Source organism: Hyphomicrobium sp. 2TAF46, from assembly GCF_052114865.1.
In the GTDB taxonomy this organism is placed as follows: Bacteria; Pseudomonadota; Alphaproteobacteria; order Rhizobiales; family Hyphomicrobiaceae; genus Hyphomicrobium_B.
This window is the reverse complement of the sequence record NZ_JBFRFO010000003.1, coordinates 262,036-277,130: the sequence shown is the minus strand read 5'-3', so window position 1 is coordinate 277,130 and position 15,095 is coordinate 262,036. Positions and strand designations below refer to the sequence as shown.

The 15,095-nt window shown below is 61.6% G+C and carries 17 protein-coding genes; 9 read left to right on the top strand and 8 right to left on the bottom strand.

Features of this window, described 5'->3' with window-relative positions; all coding sequences use genetic code 11:
- Nucleotides 1-64 precede the first annotated feature (64 nt).
- The 8 genes from AB4Z24_RS08035 to rpsF form a co-directional block, all read right to left on the bottom strand.
- Nucleotides 65-700 (bottom strand): CvpA family protein, encoded by a 636-nt coding sequence (locus AB4Z24_RS08035; RefSeq protein WP_441707265.1) that lies wholly within the window; start codon nucleotides 698-700, stop codon nucleotides 65-67.
- 55 nt (nucleotides 701-755) lie between these two features.
- Nucleotides 756-2,132 (bottom strand): DNA repair protein RadA, encoded by a 1,377-nt coding sequence (gene radA / locus AB4Z24_RS08030; RefSeq protein ID WP_441707263.1) that lies wholly within the window; start codon nucleotides 2,130-2,132, stop codon nucleotides 756-758.
- 3 nt (nucleotides 2,133-2,135) lie between these two features.
- Nucleotides 2,136-3,278 carry an alanine racemase gene (alr, locus tag AB4Z24_RS08025; protein WP_441707261.1) on the bottom strand — a complete coding sequence of 381 codons (1,143 nt, stop codon included), beginning with the start codon at nucleotides 3,276-3,278 and terminating at the stop codon, nucleotides 2,136-2,138.
- Between the two features lie 22 nt (nucleotides 3,279-3,300).
- Entirely contained in the window at nucleotides 3,301-4,812 is a 1,512-nt protein-coding gene (locus AB4Z24_RS08020; RefSeq protein ID WP_441707260.1) for a replicative DNA helicase, read from the bottom strand.
- A 149-nt stretch (nucleotides 4,813-4,961) separates the two neighbouring features.
- Nucleotides 4,962-5,537: a 50S ribosomal protein L9 gene (gene rplI / locus AB4Z24_RS08015; RefSeq protein WP_441707258.1), complete on the bottom strand. Its 576-nt coding sequence runs from the start codon at nucleotides 5,535-5,537 to the stop codon at nucleotides 4,962-4,964.
- A gap of 39 nt (nucleotides 5,538-5,576) precedes the next feature.
- Nucleotides 5,577-6,530, bottom strand: coding sequence for a DUF2232 domain-containing protein (locus tag AB4Z24_RS08010; RefSeq protein ID WP_441707256.1), 954 nt, complete (start codon nucleotides 6,528-6,530; stop codon nucleotides 5,577-5,579).
- A gap of 170 nt (nucleotides 6,531-6,700) precedes the next feature.
- The gene (gene rpsR / locus AB4Z24_RS08005; protein ID WP_045836217.1) at nucleotides 6,701-6,955 is read right to left on the bottom strand and encodes a 30S ribosomal protein S18; all 255 of its coding nucleotides are present in this window, start codon (nucleotides 6,953-6,955) and stop codon (nucleotides 6,701-6,703) included.
- Between the two features lie 3 nt (nucleotides 6,956-6,958).
- Nucleotides 6,959-7,522 (bottom strand): 30S ribosomal protein S6, encoded by a 564-nt coding sequence (gene rpsF / locus AB4Z24_RS08000; protein ID WP_441707254.1) that lies wholly within the window; start codon nucleotides 7,520-7,522, stop codon nucleotides 6,959-6,961.
- Nucleotides 7,523-7,817: 295 nt separating this feature from the next.
- Here rpsF and AB4Z24_RS07995 point away from each other — a divergent pair, with 295 nt between their 5' ends.
- From AB4Z24_RS07995 to mltG, 9 genes are all read left to right on the top strand, one after another.
- Nucleotides 7,818-8,300: a hypothetical protein gene (locus tag AB4Z24_RS07995; protein ID WP_441707253.1), complete on the top strand. Its 483-nt coding sequence runs from the start codon at nucleotides 7,818-7,820 to the stop codon at nucleotides 8,298-8,300.
- 108 nt (nucleotides 8,301-8,408) lie between these two features.
- A complete protein-coding gene (locus tag AB4Z24_RS07990; protein ID WP_441707251.1) occupies nucleotides 8,409-8,651 on the top strand; it encodes a hypothetical protein in 243 nt (80 codons plus the stop codon).
- A gap of 139 nt (nucleotides 8,652-8,790) precedes the next feature.
- A complete protein-coding gene (locus AB4Z24_RS07985; protein ID WP_441707249.1) occupies nucleotides 8,791-9,318 on the top strand; it encodes a VOC family protein in 528 nt (175 codons plus the stop codon).
- Nucleotides 9,319-9,421: 103 nt separating this feature from the next.
- A complete protein-coding gene (locus AB4Z24_RS07980) occupies nucleotides 9,422-9,679 on the top strand; it encodes a hypothetical protein (protein WP_441707247.1) in 258 nt (85 codons plus the stop codon).
- A 133-nt stretch (nucleotides 9,680-9,812) separates the two neighbouring features.
- Nucleotides 9,813-10,760 carry an ACP S-malonyltransferase gene (gene fabD, locus AB4Z24_RS07975; protein ID WP_441707245.1) on the top strand — a complete coding sequence of 316 codons (948 nt, stop codon included), beginning with the start codon at nucleotides 9,813-9,815 and terminating at the stop codon, nucleotides 10,758-10,760.
- A 10-nt stretch (nucleotides 10,761-10,770) separates the two neighbouring features.
- Nucleotides 10,771-11,517 (top strand): 3-oxoacyl-[acyl-carrier-protein] reductase, encoded by a 747-nt coding sequence (gene fabG, locus AB4Z24_RS07970; RefSeq protein ID WP_441707243.1) that lies wholly within the window; start codon nucleotides 10,771-10,773, stop codon nucleotides 11,515-11,517.
- Nucleotides 11,518-11,913: 396 nt separating this feature from the next.
- Nucleotides 11,914-12,156: an acyl carrier protein gene (locus AB4Z24_RS07965; RefSeq protein WP_013215676.1), complete on the top strand. Its 243-nt coding sequence runs from the start codon at nucleotides 11,914-11,916 to the stop codon at nucleotides 12,154-12,156.
- A 133-nt stretch (nucleotides 12,157-12,289) separates the two neighbouring features.
- Nucleotides 12,290-13,552: a beta-ketoacyl-ACP synthase II gene (gene fabF, locus AB4Z24_RS07960; RefSeq protein WP_441707241.1), complete on the top strand. Its 1,263-nt coding sequence runs from the start codon at nucleotides 12,290-12,292 to the stop codon at nucleotides 13,550-13,552.
- A 131-nt stretch (nucleotides 13,553-13,683) separates the two neighbouring features.
- A complete protein-coding gene (gene mltG, locus AB4Z24_RS07955) occupies nucleotides 13,684-15,030 on the top strand; it encodes an endolytic transglycosylase MltG (RefSeq protein ID WP_441707239.1) in 1,347 nt (448 codons plus the stop codon).
- Nucleotides 15,031-15,095 lie beyond the last annotated feature (65 nt).

Genomic DNA, 15,095 nt, shown 5'->3' with positions numbered 1-15,095 from the left:
AGCCGCCCGCTCTGCTCGATACATCGGTTAACAACTGAACGCTTCGATACGTTCGGCGCCTTCGTCACGCGAGCGTCATATAGTACCGCTTGCCGCCAATGACCAGCGCGACTGAACGACCCTTTTGGTCATTAAATCCTTGCTGTCCAGGCTGTTCGTTGGGCGACGGTGGTGGTGGTGCCGTCGATGGCTGCGGGATCACTTGAAGCAGAACATTGCGTATCGCCTCGCCCGTGCCTTTTACGTAATCGCGGAAATATGCGTCGCGAACAAGGGGATGCTGCTTTTCTTTGTCCGGCGAGATGAAGGCCTCGTACGCCATGTAGGGAATGACGAAGAGCAGAAATCCGCGCAGTACGCCGAAAATGAAGCCCAAGACCCGGTCGATCATCCCGATCTGACTGTCGAGGATCGCATCAGATATGCGCGCCGTGATGAGGTGCACGATAATTAAAACGATCAGCGCGACGACGACGGCCACGGCGATTGTCGCAATTTGGGGCGGCAGGCTTGTCTGCGCCGCGATATCGGCCGTCATTTCCTTCTTGGTCGCGAAGATCCAGTAGCCGACGCCGGCTGCGGCGATCCACGACACAATCGAAAGAAGCTCGCGTGCGAAGCCCCGGTACATGGCAAGTAGACCGGATATGAAGGCAACGCAGATCAGTGCCAGGTCCAAGTAGGTGAATGGACCGATCATGGCCAAAATCCCTCGTTGATCGACAGCTCCCCGCGCTTAAGACTCGCGCGGAAATTCAGTCGCATGGCGCCGTGGCCTCTGCAAGCGACTTGAGATGGGAGAGGCGAGATAGCGACAACTTCATCCCTTGTACATCGACCTCGCCGCTTTCGGGCAAAAAGGCGCGTCCAAAGCCCAGTTTTGAGGCTTCTTTCAGTCTCGATGTCATCATGGAAGCCGCACGGACGGCTCCGGACAACGAAACTTCACCGAAATAGACGGCGTCCCGTGGCAGCGTCACCCCGGAAATCGATGACAGGAGCGCTGCTGCGGCGGCCAAATCCGCAGCCGGTTCAGTGATTTTGAGGCCGCCTGCCACATTTAGATAAACGTCGTGGCTGCTGAACGACACGCCGCAGCGGGCATCCAGCACCGCGAGCAGCATGGCGAGCCGATTGCTGTCCCAGCCGACGACGGCGCGGCGGGGCGTTCCGAGCCCGGACGGTGCGACAAGCGCTTGAATTTCGACGAGGAGGGGGCGGGTGCCTTCCACGCCCGCGAAGATCGAGGCGCCGGGGCTCCGGCTTTCGCGGTCGCCGAGAAAAAGCTCCGACGGGTTGGCGACTTCCTGCAGGCCGCCGCTGACCATTTCGAAAACGCCAATCTCGTCGCTTGGTCCGAAGCGATTTTTGACGGCGCGCAGGATGCGATAGGTGAGGCCGCGATCACCTTCGAAATACAACACGGTATCGACCATGTGCTCGATGACCTTCGGGCCTGCAATCTGGCCGTCCTTGGTGACATGGCCGACAAGCAGCAGGGCGGAGCCTGCCATCTTGGCATAGCGGATCAGGGAGAGCGCGGCGGCGCGGACCTGGCTCACGGTACCGGGCGCCGCATCGAGCGTGTCGGCCCAGAGCGTCTGAATCGAATCGATGATGATGAGATCGGGCGGGCGCTCGTCGCCGAGCGTCGCGAGAATATTCGACAGGTTCGTTTCGGACGCGAGACCGACGGGGGCGTTGTCGAGGCCGAGACGTGCGGCGCGCAGACGAACCTGCGCGACCGCTTCTTCGCCCGAAAAATAGACGGCGCGGCCACCACCGCGTGCCACATGCGCGGCGACCTGGAGCAACAACGTGGATTTGCCGATGCCGGGCTCGCCACCGATCAGAATTGCGGAGCCGGGAACGATGCCGCCACCGGTGACGCGATCGAGTTCGGCGATGCCGCTCGAAAAGCGCGGCGCTTCCTCGGCTTCGCCCTTGAGCGGCTCGAGCTTGACGATGCGTCCCTTGGTTTGCCGCGTGACGCCGGAACCTGGCGGCGGTCCGGCATCGGTTTCCTCGACGAGCGCGTTCCACTCACCGCACGCGGTGCACTTTCCCGCCCAGCGCGACGAGGTCGCTCCGCAGGACTGACAGACGTAGAGTGATCGAGAGGCTTTTGCCATGGCTTAAGGATTGTCGTCGAGGTAGAGGCGCGTGAAGCGATGGCCCAATCGCGTCAGGATTTCGTAGCCGATCGTGCCTGCCGCGAAGCCTGCGTCTTCGATCGTCAACCCATCGCCGATCAGCTTCGCGAATTCGCCGGGCCTCGCCGCGCCTTCGGGAAGATCGGTGACGTCGACGGTGATGAGGTCCATCGAAACACGTCCGACGATCGGCGCGAGATGACCACTGATGAGGACCTGCCCTCCGGGCTTACCGTCGGGCGCGCTGGCACTCCGCGGGACGCCGTCGGCGTAGCCGGCCGCGATCGTGGCGATGCGGCTCGGCCGATGGGCGCGCCATGTTGCCGAGTAGCCGACGGTCTCGCCGCGGAGGACATCGGCGACGGCGAGAATGCGTGCTGCGACTGTCACCGCGGGTTTAACGGGCGTGGGCGTGCTTTGCGATGCTTGGCCGCCGTAGAGCGCATAGCCCGGTCGTACGAGATCGAAATGATAAGCCGGTCCGAGCATCAGGCCATCGGACGCGGCGAGGCTTCGAGGGATGCCTGAGAAAAGTGCTGACAGCGTTTCGAACGCGAGAAGCTGATCGCGATTTTTCGGATCGCGCGGATTATCGGCGGACGCCAAGTGGCTCATGACGAGTTCGAGCGTCACGCCCTTCATCATCGACGGCTCGTCCGCAAGACGGCGAACGTCGCGCAACGGCAGGCCGAGACGATTGAGGCCCGTATCGATGTGGAGCGCGGCCGGCAAGTCTCCGCCACGAGCCCGGCTGAGCGCCGACCAGGCGACGACGTCGTCGAGTGTCGACAAAACAGGTTTGACTAAAAGCCGGTCGAAGGCGGGGGCGGAATTTCCGACGAGCCCGTCCAACGCGTAGATGTCGGCCTTCGGCGCGAACTTGCGCGCGACTTCGGCTTCCTCGGGTGTCGCAATGAAGAAGGTATTGCAGTCCGCTCGTGCCAGGGCCGCGATGACACGCTCGGCGCCAAGGCCATAGGCATCCGCCTTCACGACGGCGGCGCAGCGCGCGGGCGCGACTGTGGCGGCGAGCGCCCGCCAGTTCGCCACGATCTGTGCGAGATCAACCGTGATCGTGCCGGTCGCGCTGGCAAGGCTTTCCGGCATGCGCGTGTTGACCGTCATCTCGTCGTTTCCACCCGATCTCTTACCGCTCGGGCACCATATAGTCCCGAGCCAAATTGCCAAAGCGCGTGTACTGGCCTTCGAATGCCAGCTCGACGGTGCCGACCGGACCGTGGCGCTGCTTGCCGATAATGACCTCGGCCTTGCCAGATACGAGGCTCATCTTGGTCATCCAATCGGCAAATTCAGGCGTTCCTTCGGCAGGCTTCAGGCGCTCGACGTAATATTCCTCGCGGAAGACGAACATCACGACGTCGGCGTCTTGCTCGATCGAGCCCGATTCGCGAAGGTCGGAAAGCTGCGGGCGTTTGTCTTCGCGTTGCTCAACCTGACGAGAAAGCTGCGAGAGCGCGATGATGGGTACGACAAGTTCTTTCGCGAGTGCCTTGAGGCCCGTCGTGATTTCGGTGATTTCCTGCACGCGGTTGGCGCTGCTGCTCAGTTTCGATCCGGCGAGCAGCTGCAGGTAGTCGACAACGAGAAGATCGAGGCCGTTCTGGCGCTTCAACTTTCGTGCCCGGGCCGACAGCTGCGCGATGGTGATGCCGCCGGTCTGATCGATGTACAGCGGAATGCGGGACATCTCCGAGGCGACTTCGGAGAGCTTGCGGAATTCGTTCTCGTCGATCATGCCGCGGCGAATTTTTTCCGAGCTGATTTCCGCCTGCTCGGCAAGGATACGTGTCGCGAGCTGCTCGGACGACATTTCGAGCGAGAAGAAGCCGACGATGCCGCCGTCGACCGTCTTCATCGAGCCGTCCGCCTGGCGTTCGCCGCGATAGGCCTTGGCGACGTTGTAGGCGATGTTCGTGACCAGCGCCGTCTTACCCATCGACGGACGGCCCGCGAGGATGATGAGATCCGACCGCTGCAAGCCTCCGAGCTTGTTGTCGAGATCGGAAAGGCCCGTCGACGCGCCCGAGAGATGTCCGGCACGCTGGAACGCGCTGTTCGCCATCTCGACGGCAGTGATGAGCGCGGATTTGAAGGTCTCGAATCCCTTGCCGTACTTGTTCTGCTCGGCGAGCGAGTAGAGGCGGCCTTCGGCTTCCTCGATCTGTGCCCGGGGCGGGTGGTCGACGGCGCTGTCGTAGGCGGTATTGACGAGGTCTTCGCCGATGATGATCAGCGACCGGCGAGTCGAAAGATCATAGATCGTGCGGCCATACTCGGCGGCGTTGATGACCGTGGTGGCGTTGGCTGCGAGACGGCCGAGATACTGCGGCACCGTCAGGTTCGCATCGATCGGCTCGGTATTCTCGAAGAATGTTTTGACCGTAACCGGTGTCGCCGTCTTGCCCGCATGAATGAGGGTCGCCAGCGTTTCGAAGATTCGCCCGTGCAGCGGATCGAAGAAATGTGCGGGTGAGAGAAAGCCGGAAACGCGATCGAGCGCCTCGTTGTTGACGAGGATCGCACCGAGAAGCGCCTGTTCGGCTTCGAGATTGTGAGGCGGCTGACGGAAGGTCAGCGCGTCATCGGCCGAGACGGCTTGCTTCAGCTTCTCGGTCGCGAGGTATGCGGGATTTGCCATGGGGCGGACGCTAGCAGATTCCGCGGCGCGTACTTCGCCTGTGGGCATACAACCCGCAAAGCATCCCCGATATCAACACGGGGTGAGAGAAGTGCTTGGCCGTGGGAATCACGCCACGGCCAAGCATCGGTGATTCTAAGAGCCTGGGCTCAGGCCGATTCGTCGTCCGAAGCGGAACGGCCGCCTTCGAAGACGGCGTCGGGGTTGAAGGTCTCGAGCTCGAGCGCTTCTTCCTTGACGACGGCAACGTCTTCGCCGCGCGCCTGCTTATCGGCTTCGTCCTGCGAACGAGCGATGTTCAGATCGATGCTGGCGACGACTTCCGGGTGAAGTTGAACCTTGGCAGACGTCACGCCGAGCGCCTTGATCGGCTTTTCAAGGACGATCTGGTTGCGGTCGACGGTGAAGCCGCCTTCGGTGATCACGGTCGCGATGTCACGGGTGGAGACCGAACCGTACAGCTGGCCGGTATCGCCGGCGGCGCGGATGAGGACGAAGGACTTACCGGTGAGCTTGGCAGACACGGCTTCGGCTTCCGACTTGTGCGCGAGGTTGTCCGCTTCGAGCTGGGCGCGGCGGCCTTCGAAGACCTTCTTGTTGTCTTCGGTTGCGCGCAGCGCCTTTTTCTGCGGCAGGAGGAAGTTGCGGGCGTAGCCGTCCTTGACGTTGACGATATCGCCGATCTGGCCGAGGCGGCCGATACGCTGGAGAAGAATGACTTGCATCGTTTGTAGCTCCTATTGGGATCAGATGATGAGGTTGAATTATTGGGCGGGTGTTTCAGGCGGCCGCCCTGCCGCTCGATAGTGAAAGACTGTTTCCGCCAAGCCGGTGATGGCGAGCAGAAGGCCGATGTAGGGAACGAAAAGAATACCGGTATAGAGAGCGGTCAGAATGAACGCGCGCCATGGCGAGCCGCGTGTCAGCGAATGAACGACCGCGAGACCGACCAGGGCGAAGGCGAGTGTGAAAGGCGCGGCGACGGCGGCGGCCAAAAGGCCCGGCATTTCCCCGACGAACGATAGCGCAATCGCGATCAGCAGCGCGAACACGGCGGTTCCGGGCAGGGAGAATGCCGCGAGATCCGGCCATGGACGTTGAAGGCGTCCGGATGCCAGCGTGATCCGCCCGGAAAGCCAAAGATTGAGCAGGATCGTGCCCATCGAGAGAAGACCCAGCGCCCACGGCAGCGATGAGAGCGTCGAGCGCGTGATGGAATCGATCTCGGCCGGGCCGATCTCCGGTGCGCCCGGAACGCGCGAGAGCTCGGTTTTGACGAAGCTCTCGACGACGGTGCGGAGCAGCTTCGTTAGCGTTTCCATGTCGCCGCCCATCAGCATCAACGCCAGCATCGCGAAGACGGCGGAGAAGATCGCGGCGGTGACGGCGATGCGTCCGATCGGATACCATTCGCGTTCCCCCTCGAAATCGCGGCTCAGAAGTGCGAGGCGCGTGCAGACGACGGCGGGAAGGGCGGTGCTGATGGCGTAGACTTCGCCGGCAAGCGGATTGGCGATCAGAAGAACGGCGGCGGTCGCGGTGATCGCGGCGATGGCAGCTGCGACGGGGCCCAGTCCAAGGCCCGTCAAGTAGAGCGGCAGCGGCGTCAGCAGAAAGAGAATGATGCGGAGCAGGAACGCTCCCGTCGTCGCCGAAGCGAAGACGACTGCCGAGATCAACCCGGCGCCGATGGCAAGTATGAAAATTTTCGACTGCATGCGTTTGCTGTCCCGCGATTTCGGCGGTTAGAGGCGGATCCGGTTGCCCGTTCCGACCCAACGATTTGGTATTTCCCTCTCCCCAAGGGAAGAGGGCTAGGGTGAGGGACGTAGAACTGCCCCTCATCCGGCCTTCGGCCACCTTCTCCCCAAGGGAGAAGGAAAGCAGATTACTTGATCACGTAAGGCAGAAGACCGAGGAAGCGGGCGCGCTTGATGGCACGGGCCAGCTCGCGCTGCTTCTTGGCCGAGACAGCCGTGATGCGGCTCGGCACGATTTTGCCGCGCTCGGAGATGTAACGGCCGAGCGTGCGGACATCCTTGTAGTCGATCTTCGGTGCGCCGGCGCCCGAGAACGGGCAGGTCTTGCGGCGACGCTGGAACGGACGGCGGGCTCCGCCGCCTGACGAGGCGATTTCAGCCATTGGTTAGCCCTCCGATTCAGATGTGGAATCACGACGCGGTGCGCGGGGCGCTTCGCCATCGCGCGGCGGACGCGGACCGCGGTCGCCATCACGCGGGGGTCCGCCACCTTCACGGGGAGGACGCGAACGGAATGTGGAGCCGCCTTCGCGACCACCACCGAAGCCACGATCACCACGCGGCGGGCCGCCACGGCCGCCACCGGGGCCGCCGAAGCCGCGATCGCGATCACCGCGCTCGTCGCGATCCTGCTTGCGCATCTGGACGCTCGGCTCGATCTCGAGTTCTTCAACGCGGACGGTCATGAAGCGGATGACGTCGGAGTTGATGCCCATGCGCCGTTCCATTTCGGTCACGGCGGCAGGAGGAGCATCGACGTTGAAGAACGCGTAGTGCGCCTTGCGGTTCTTCTTGATCTTGAAGGCGAGGTTCTTGAGACCCCAGTATTCTTGCTTGGTGATCTTGCCCTGGCCTTCTTCGATGACGCCCTGAAATTCCTTCATGAGCGCTTCGACTTGGGCCTGGGTAACGTCCTGGCGTGCCAGGAAGGTATGCTCGTAGAGCGGCATACGTTGGCCTTTCGGTTCGAGTTCAACGTCTTGCGACGTCCTGTCTTCCCGCCGGCGCAAAGCCCCAAAAGGCCGAGAAAGGCCAATCTGGTACCAAATAGGAGAAGACACTGGGGGACGGCGCGCGAAGCGCCCCTTGGGCTCAAACGGCCGTTCAGCCGGTACAACCTAAGCCCCCGTTCAGCCTCCTGCCGACACGGGAAAGCGGGCTTATACAGGAATTTCGGAAGAGGGCAAGCCGCCTTGGACATTGCAATGGGCCAGAACGATGCGGCGAATCTAGCTATGAAGCGGCATGATCGAGAGACTTCATCGCGTCGCTGTCGCCGCCCGCGATTTTTTGGAGCCTGTTTGGCTGGAATGGCATCGGGCGTGGGCACCTGGAGTTCCTGACCCGGCCATTCCCTCGACCCACACATGCGGTCGCACTAGCTTGTTCCTCCAGGAAATTCTTGGCCTCGAAGGTTTGCATGCGGAATGGGCCAGCGGCGTGCCGCGCCTCGCGGAAATGGGGCCGGAAATCGGACCTTACGGTTTTTTTGCCGGCGGAAGATGGGAAGGTCACGCCTGGGTGGAGTGCGCCGGCTGGATCGTCGATATTACAGCGGACCAATTCGGCGCCGACCCGGTGATCGTGACGCCGACCACGGACAGCCGGTACAAAAGGGGGACTGGCGATACCGCTTTGCCCGAATTCGCCCGGCGGCGGAGGGAGGCGGTCGATGCCATACTTACCGGTTGGACGGCTCTCCGCCACGCGGGAAATATACAACTTTAGAATATGACGGTCGACAATAGCACCTCAGTCACGGCGCAAACGTGGGAATCATGGCCTAGATGCGGTGCCGGGGGACCGTCCCGGCGCGTGAAGGGAGACGAGAAGACCATGAAGTTTGCAGCTTATACGGAAGAAACGATCTGGGCGGTCGAGGATGACGAAGCGACCGCCAAAAGCGAAGGCGAGGCGACGATGCAGGAGAACGGCGTCTCGGATGTCGCAGCTCTCAAGGTGGCGCCAATCGATGACGACCTCGTGGAAGCCCTCGCCAAGGCCGAGGCCACCGGCGGCGACGTGCTTTTCGACCTGATCGACGGAGAGCTATGCGAGGTCGAGACCGTCGACGGCTGATCGAGACGGACTTCGCAATTCGCCTTCACATGGGGCGCCGCGTTCTCGCGGCGCTTTTTTTTGTGCGCTCAAGGGACGTCTTGCCTCGCAACTGGCACCTGCCCATCTCTCCGTCAAGGACAACTCGGGAGTTTCAACCGTGACGGACGAGCCTCAGTCGGCGACGGCGGTAGCGCCTTCGCCCATCGATGGCGGGGTCAGAATTGGCCACGTTCATCTCAAAGTCGCAGATCTTCAGCGTGCGCTGGATTTCTACACCGGCGTGCTCGGTTTCCAGCTGATGCAGCGTTACGGAAGCCAAGCGGCCTTCATTTCCGCCGGCGGATATCATCATCACATCGGCCTCAATACGTGGGAAAGCAAAGGGGGATCGCCGCCGCCTCCGGGCACGACCGGGCTTTATCATGTCGCCATCCTCTATCCGACGAGAGCGGCGCTGGCGGATGCTTTGCGGCGACTGATCGCGGCGGGCGTACGGCTGACGGGTGCCAGCGATCACGGTGTCAGCCAGGCTCTCTATCTCGACGATCCGGACGGGAACGGGGTGGAACTTTATTGGGACCGTCCCGAAGCTGAGTGGCCGCGCGACGCCGCTGGGAATATCGCAATGTTCACCCGGGCCCTGGACCTGGACGATCTTCTGCGCGAACCGGCGCCGGCGGCATAGGCTCCGTCAAGTGCAAGCCGGGAAGAGCGGGTGCGCCTATCGCCGGTAATACCTCCCTATGAAATTTGACGGTGATATTCGGCATGTTGCTAAACTTCACGCTATGCTTAGCGACATGCATCGCATCTATTTCGATAGCAATGAGCGGGTCGAAATCGGGCTTTATGGGCTCTGGCTCGACAAGTCGCGCGACGATCTTGCTAAAATCCCGGGGGGCCCGAAGGAGGGCCTCATCGTCACGATTTACATGATTGGTGAGATCGAGATGGAAGCGAGACTGGAATGGAACTCCGAGTGGCGCGCTTGGACCGCGCGTGAGGTAGCCGGGACGGTGCGCGATAATCACGAGACGTGGGGCTAATAACAGGGGGAGCTAAGGGTTAGAAGCGTCCCCTGCGTCACTTGACAGCCGCAGGGCAGGGGTGGACTAAGGCCGCCAAATCCCGCCGCGGGGAGGCTTCCCCGCATTCCAGCACAAGGTATTTCTCACAACGATGGCACGCGCATTCGTTTTTCCGGGTCAGGGCAGCCAGGACGTAGGGATGGGCAAAGCGCTTGCCGACGCGTTTCCGTCCGCCCGTGCCGTTTTCGACGAGGTTGATGTGGCGCTGGGTGAAAAGCTCTCGGCGCTCATCTGGGAGGGTCCCAAAGAGACCCTGACGTTGACCGAAAACGCGCAACCCGCGCTCATGGCCGTGTCCGTGGCCGTCATGCGCGTGCTCGAGCAGGAAAAGGGCTTTTCTCTCGCTGACAATGTGAAGTTCGTCGCCGGGCACTCACTCGGCGAGTGGTCGGCTCTGACGGCCGCGGGCGCTCTGTCTGTCGCCGATGCGGCGCGGCTTCTGAGACTCCGCGGACAGGCAATGCAGAAAGCCGTGCCAGTTGGCGTAGGCGCAATGGCGGCGCTTCTTGGCGTTGGGATCGAGGTCGCCGAAAAGGTTGCCGCCGAGGCGGCGCAGGGCGATGTCTGCCAGATCGCGAACGATAACGAGCCGACGCAGGTCGTGCTCTCCGGGCACAAGACAGCGATCGACCGGGTAGGGGAAATCGGCAAGGCGTTCGGCGTTCGCCGCGCGGTGCCGCTGCCGGTCTCGGCGCCCTTCCATTGCAAGCTGATGCAACCCGCGGCCGATGCGATGGCCGAGGCTTTGGCTACGGTCACGGTTCGTGCGCCGTCGGTACCGGTGGTTGCGAACGTTCTGGCGCAACCTATTTCCGATCCGGATGAGATCAAAAAGCGTCTCGTCGAGCAGGTTACCGGCACCGTCCGCTGGCGCGAATGCGTCGCGACGATGGCCGCCGCCGGCGTGACGGATTTTTACGAAATCGGTGCGGGCAAGGTCCTAGCCGGGCTCGTCAAACGCATAGCGTCAACTGCCAACGCGACAAGCGTCGGCACGCCCGCAGACATCGATGCGGCGATTGCCGCACTCACCAAGTAAGGAGATTTGAATGTTCGATTTGACCGGCAAGACTGCGCTTGTGACGGGCGCCACCGGCGGCCTTGGCGCGGAGATCGCGCGGACGCTACACAAGGCTGGCGCTTCGGTTGCCATCTCGGGGCGCAAGGTCGAAGCGCTCGATGCCTTGGCTAAGGAGCTGGGTGACCGCGTTCATGTCGTTCCCTGCGACCTCGCCGATCGCGCAAGCGTTTCGAAACTGGTCGATGAAGCGGTCAAGGCGCTGGACGGACGGCTGGATATCCTCATCAACAACGCCGGTCTCACCAAGGACAATCTCTTCATGGTGATGAAGGATGACCAGTGGGACGATGTCATCGCCGTCAATCTGACCTCGACGTTCATGCTTTGCCGTGCCGCTTCGCGCCACATGATGCGCTCGAAGACGGGCTATGGCCGTATCATCAATATCGCCTCCGTTTCGGGCGTATTCGGCAATCCAGGGCAAGGCAATTATGCAGCTTCCAAAGCCGGTATGATCGGCATGACCAAATCGCTCGCGCGTGAAGTCGCGTCCCGCGGGATTACCGCCAACTGCATCGCGCCGGGCTTTATCAAAACAGCTATGACGGATGTTCTGACTGAAAAGCAGAAAGGCGAAATCGCTCAAATCATTCCTGCCCAGCGCTTTGGCGAGCCCTTGGATGTGGCGGCGGGCTGCCTCTATCTCGCCTCGAACGAAGGCGGCTACATCACCGGGCAAACGCTGCATATCAATGGCGGCATGGCGATGGTTTGAGGCCGTCTTCCGAGTTGGTAAACGTCCAGAATGCCTGATTTATTGGCCGCTCGGGCATCTGGATTTCAGATGCGGAACGGTGCGTCACCGCGTGCTTTGCATTGCTCCTGAAGTGTGTTAACGACACCACGGTTTTGAGGCGTCAAAATCACGTCATCGGGACGGTGCGTAGCTGGGGACAACTCGGCGCCGTGCAAGTTGGGGACGGTGCCTAGCGACGAGACTCGCGCTACGGCGACTAAGGAAAAAACACTTCTGAACGGGGCGAACCCCTATCCGAACAGGCTAGACTTCTCGTAAGTTGAATTCCTGTCATGCGGCTTTTAGCGGGTTCTGCAGGGCGAATAGGCGAGCAATAAAGGGCCGCCAAAAATTAGAAAGACACGAGGATTGACGATGAGCGATGTCGCAGAGCGCGTGAAGAAAATTGTCGTAGAGCATCTTGGGGTCGAGGCCGACAAGGTCACCGACAATGCAAGCTTCATCGACGACCTGGGTGCAGACAGCTTGGATACTGTTGAGCTCGTGATGGCCTTCGAAGAGGAATTCGGCTGCGAAATTCCGGACGATGCCGCTGAGCACATCCTGACCGTCGGCGATGCCGTCAAATTCCTCGAGAAGAACGCGAGCGCGGCTTAAGAGCCAGCCCTTCCGTTTCGTCCGGAGCGCAATTGCGCCTTAAGGACAGGCTTTATAGGGGGCTGGGCAACCGGCCCCCTTCACGTGCCCAACGTGGATCGCAATCACAGCAACGGTAAATAAGACAAAATCGATGCGCCGTGTCGTCATTACAGGAATGGGTCTCGTCACTCCCGTCGGATGCGGTGTCGAGGCTGCGTGGTCCAATCTTCTGGCTGGACAGAGCGGTGCGCGGCGTATCGAGGAATTCGAAGTTTCGGACATTACGTGCCAGATTGCGAACTTCATTCCGCGCGGGCCGACCTCCGAAGGCAAGTTCAGTCCTGACGATTGGATGGAGCCAAAAGAGCAGCGCAAGGTCGATGATTTCATCATCTATGCCGTTGCTGCTGCCGATCAGGCGATTACGGATTCCGGCTTGAAGTTCGACACCTCCGACGCGCAGGAACGCGCCGGGGTCCTCATCGGCTCGGGCATCGGCGGGCTCTCGGGAATTGCGGATACGTCGATCCTTCTCAAGGAGAAGGGACCGCGCCGCGTCTCGCCGTTCTTCATTCCGGGCCGGCTCATCAATCTCGCGGGCGGCTACGTTTCCATCAAGCATCATTTGCGCGGGCCCAACAACGCGGTCGTGACCGCGTGTGCGACCGGCACGCATGCGATCGGCGATGCTGCGCGGATCATCGCGCTCGACGATGCCGACGTGATGGTGGCGGGCGGAACGGAAAGCCCGATCTGCCGGATCTCGATGGCGGGCTTCGCCGCTTGCCGTGCGCTCTCGACGGACTTCAACGACGCCCCGACGCGCGCGTCGCGTCCTTACGACAAGGACCGCGATGGTTTCGTCATGGGCGAGGGCGCCGGCATCGTCATTCTCGAAAGCTATGAGCACGCCAAGGCGCGTGGCGCGAAAATCTATGCCGAGGTCATCGGTTACGGCATGTCGGCCGACGCCTATCACATCACGGCGCCTGCCGAGGATGGCGACGGCGGTTATCGATGCATGAAGGCCGCTCTTGCACGCGCAGGCATTGGCCCGAGCGAGATCGACTACGTCAATGCTCACGGCACCTCGACGCCAATGGGCGACGAAATCGAACTCAAGGCTGTTGAACGCCTGTTCGGAAACAGCGCCGGGAAACTTGCGATGTCATCGACGAAATCGGCTATCGGGCACCTGCTCGGCGCCGCCGGTGCCGTCGAAGCGATATTCTCGGCTCTCGCCATTCGCGACAACGTTGCTCCACCAACGCTCAATCTCGACAATCCGTCGGTCGAGACGGCCATCGACCTTGTGCCTCACAAGGCACAAAAGCGTGATATCAATACCGCGCTTTCGAACTCGTTCGGCTTCGGCGGGACGAATGCTTCGCTCGTTCTTCGCCGCGTAGCGTGAAAGCTGCGGCGAATACGGGTTTTTGCCACATTTTACGTTGAGCGTCCCGCGCGGGTGGGGGATCGAGCAGCGCAATTCGAGGCAAGAAGCCTCGTATGCGGCGCTCTTTCAATGACGGTGCTCGCGGTATCATGAGTCAAAACAGGAAGCGTCCGGACGGCGTCCGCACGGCCCGGACTGCTGGGGCTCGAAGCCCTGCCGAACGGTTGGAGCCGGGTCGCGCGCCGGGGCGTCCCCGTGGCCTGCAGGCCCGCGAACCGTCGCGGGCGCTGGGGGGCATCGTCCGCGCCATCAGCGGTATTCTCACGGTATCGCTTATTGTCATGGTGCTCGTCGGCGGAACGGCGTTCGCCATCTTCAATAATTTCGAAAGTCCCGGCCCGCTCGATGCGGCGCGCACCATCGTCATTCCAAAAGGCGAAGGGCGGATCGCGATCGCGGAACGGCTGGAAAGAGAAGGCATCATCACCAACCGATGGACCTTCGTTGGCGGTTATCTGCTGCAGGGCTTTCTCGGCTCGAAAAAGACGAGCGAGCTTCGCGCAGGCGAATACGAGATCAAAGAACACGCTTCCATGCGGGACGTGATCGATACCCTCTCCGAGGGCAAGTCGATCCTCTACAAGGCGACCCTCCCCGAGGGCCTGACAAGCGAGCAGATCGTAGAGCGTCTCAAAGCCGAACCAAACCTCAGTGGTGAGATCACGAGCATTCCTCCCGAAGGGACGCTCCTTCCCGATACGTACTATTTCTCGAAAGGCGCTTCGCGACACGAGGTGCTGGACCGGATGCGTGACGGCATGGAGAAGGCCATGGCGGAAATCTGGGAGCAGCGCGATTCTGACCTTCCTATCCGGTCCATCGAGGAACTGGTGACGTTCGCTTCCATCGTCGAAAAGGAAACGGGCCGTCCGGACGAGCGCGACCGGGTCGCCGCGGTCTTCTACAACCGCCTGAGGAAGGGCATGAGGCTGCAATCCGATCCGACGATCATCTACGGCATCGTCGGCGGACATGGCGTCCTTGGCCGCGGCATCACCAAGGCCGATATCGATACGAAGTCGCCGTACAACACCTATCAGATCAACGGTCTGCCGCCAGGGCCGATCTGCAACCCAGGCAAGTCCGCGCTTCAGGCCGCCCTGCATCCGGCCAAAACGTCCGATCTCTACTTCGTCGCCGACGGCACCGGCGGCCATACGTTCTCGGAAACCCTGAAAGAGCACAATTCGGCCGTTCAAAAGTGGCGCGCCGTCGAGAAGCAGACGAAAGCCGGCAAGCAGGGCGCGGCCGACACCGATCCGGACAGCGGAACGGCGCCCATCCCGCAAAGCGTCGATGGTGGACCGAAGCCCGGTCCCGTCACGACGAAGTCTCAGAAATCGACGAAGGCGGCGGCGTCGGCCGATAGCTCCGCGACGGCGGACAGCAATGGAGCCGACGTTCCTTTGCCTGTCCGGAAGCCGAAAAAGCAATAGTTTAGGCTCGACCATAAGTCCTGTTGGCGGGCGCGGCGCTTCCCGTTAAGTTGCGCGCCGCATAG

Coding starts and splice junctions, on each gene's coding strand:
- AB4Z24_RS08035 (WP_441707265.1), bottom strand. CDS start 700: ATGATCGGTCCATTCACCTACTTGGACCTGGCACTGATCTGCGTTGCC.
- radA (WP_441707263.1), bottom strand. CDS start 2,132: ATGGCAAAAGCCTCTCGATCACTCTACGTCTGTCAGTCCTGCGGAGCG.
- alr (WP_441707261.1), bottom strand. CDS start 3,278: ATGACGGTCAACACGCGCATGCCGGAAAGCCTTGCCAGCGCGACCGGC.
- AB4Z24_RS08020 (WP_441707260.1), bottom strand. CDS start 4,812: ATGGCAAATCCCGCATACCTCGCGACCGAGAAGCTGAAGCAAGCCGTC.
- rplI (WP_441707258.1), bottom strand. CDS start 5,537: ATGCAAGTCATTCTTCTCCAGCGTATCGGCCGCCTCGGCCAGATCGGC.
- AB4Z24_RS08010 (WP_441707256.1), bottom strand. CDS start 6,530: ATGCAGTCGAAAATTTTCATACTTGCCATCGGCGCCGGGTTGATCTCG.
- rpsR (WP_045836217.1), bottom strand. CDS start 6,955: ATGGCTGAAATCGCCTCGTCAGGCGGCGGAGCCCGCCGTCCGTTCCAG.
- rpsF (WP_441707254.1), bottom strand. CDS start 7,522: ATGCCGCTCTACGAGCATACCTTCCTGGCACGCCAGGACGTTACCCAG.
- AB4Z24_RS07995 (WP_441707253.1), top strand. CDS start 7,818: ATGATCGAGAGACTTCATCGCGTCGCTGTCGCCGCCCGCGATTTTTTG.
- AB4Z24_RS07990 (WP_441707251.1), top strand. CDS start 8,409: ATGAAGTTTGCAGCTTATACGGAAGAAACGATCTGGGCGGTCGAGGAT.
- AB4Z24_RS07980 (WP_441707247.1), top strand. CDS start 9,422: ATGCTTAGCGACATGCATCGCATCTATTTCGATAGCAATGAGCGGGTC.
- fabD (WP_441707245.1), top strand. CDS start 9,813: ATGGCACGCGCATTCGTTTTTCCGGGTCAGGGCAGCCAGGACGTAGGG.
- fabG (WP_441707243.1), top strand. CDS start 10,771: ATGTTCGATTTGACCGGCAAGACTGCGCTTGTGACGGGCGCCACCGGC.
- AB4Z24_RS07965 (WP_013215676.1), top strand. CDS start 11,914: ATGAGCGATGTCGCAGAGCGCGTGAAGAAAATTGTCGTAGAGCATCTT.
- fabF (WP_441707241.1), top strand. CDS start 12,290: ATGCGCCGTGTCGTCATTACAGGAATGGGTCTCGTCACTCCCGTCGGA.
- mltG (WP_441707239.1), top strand. CDS start 13,684: ATGAGTCAAAACAGGAAGCGTCCGGACGGCGTCCGCACGGCCCGGACT.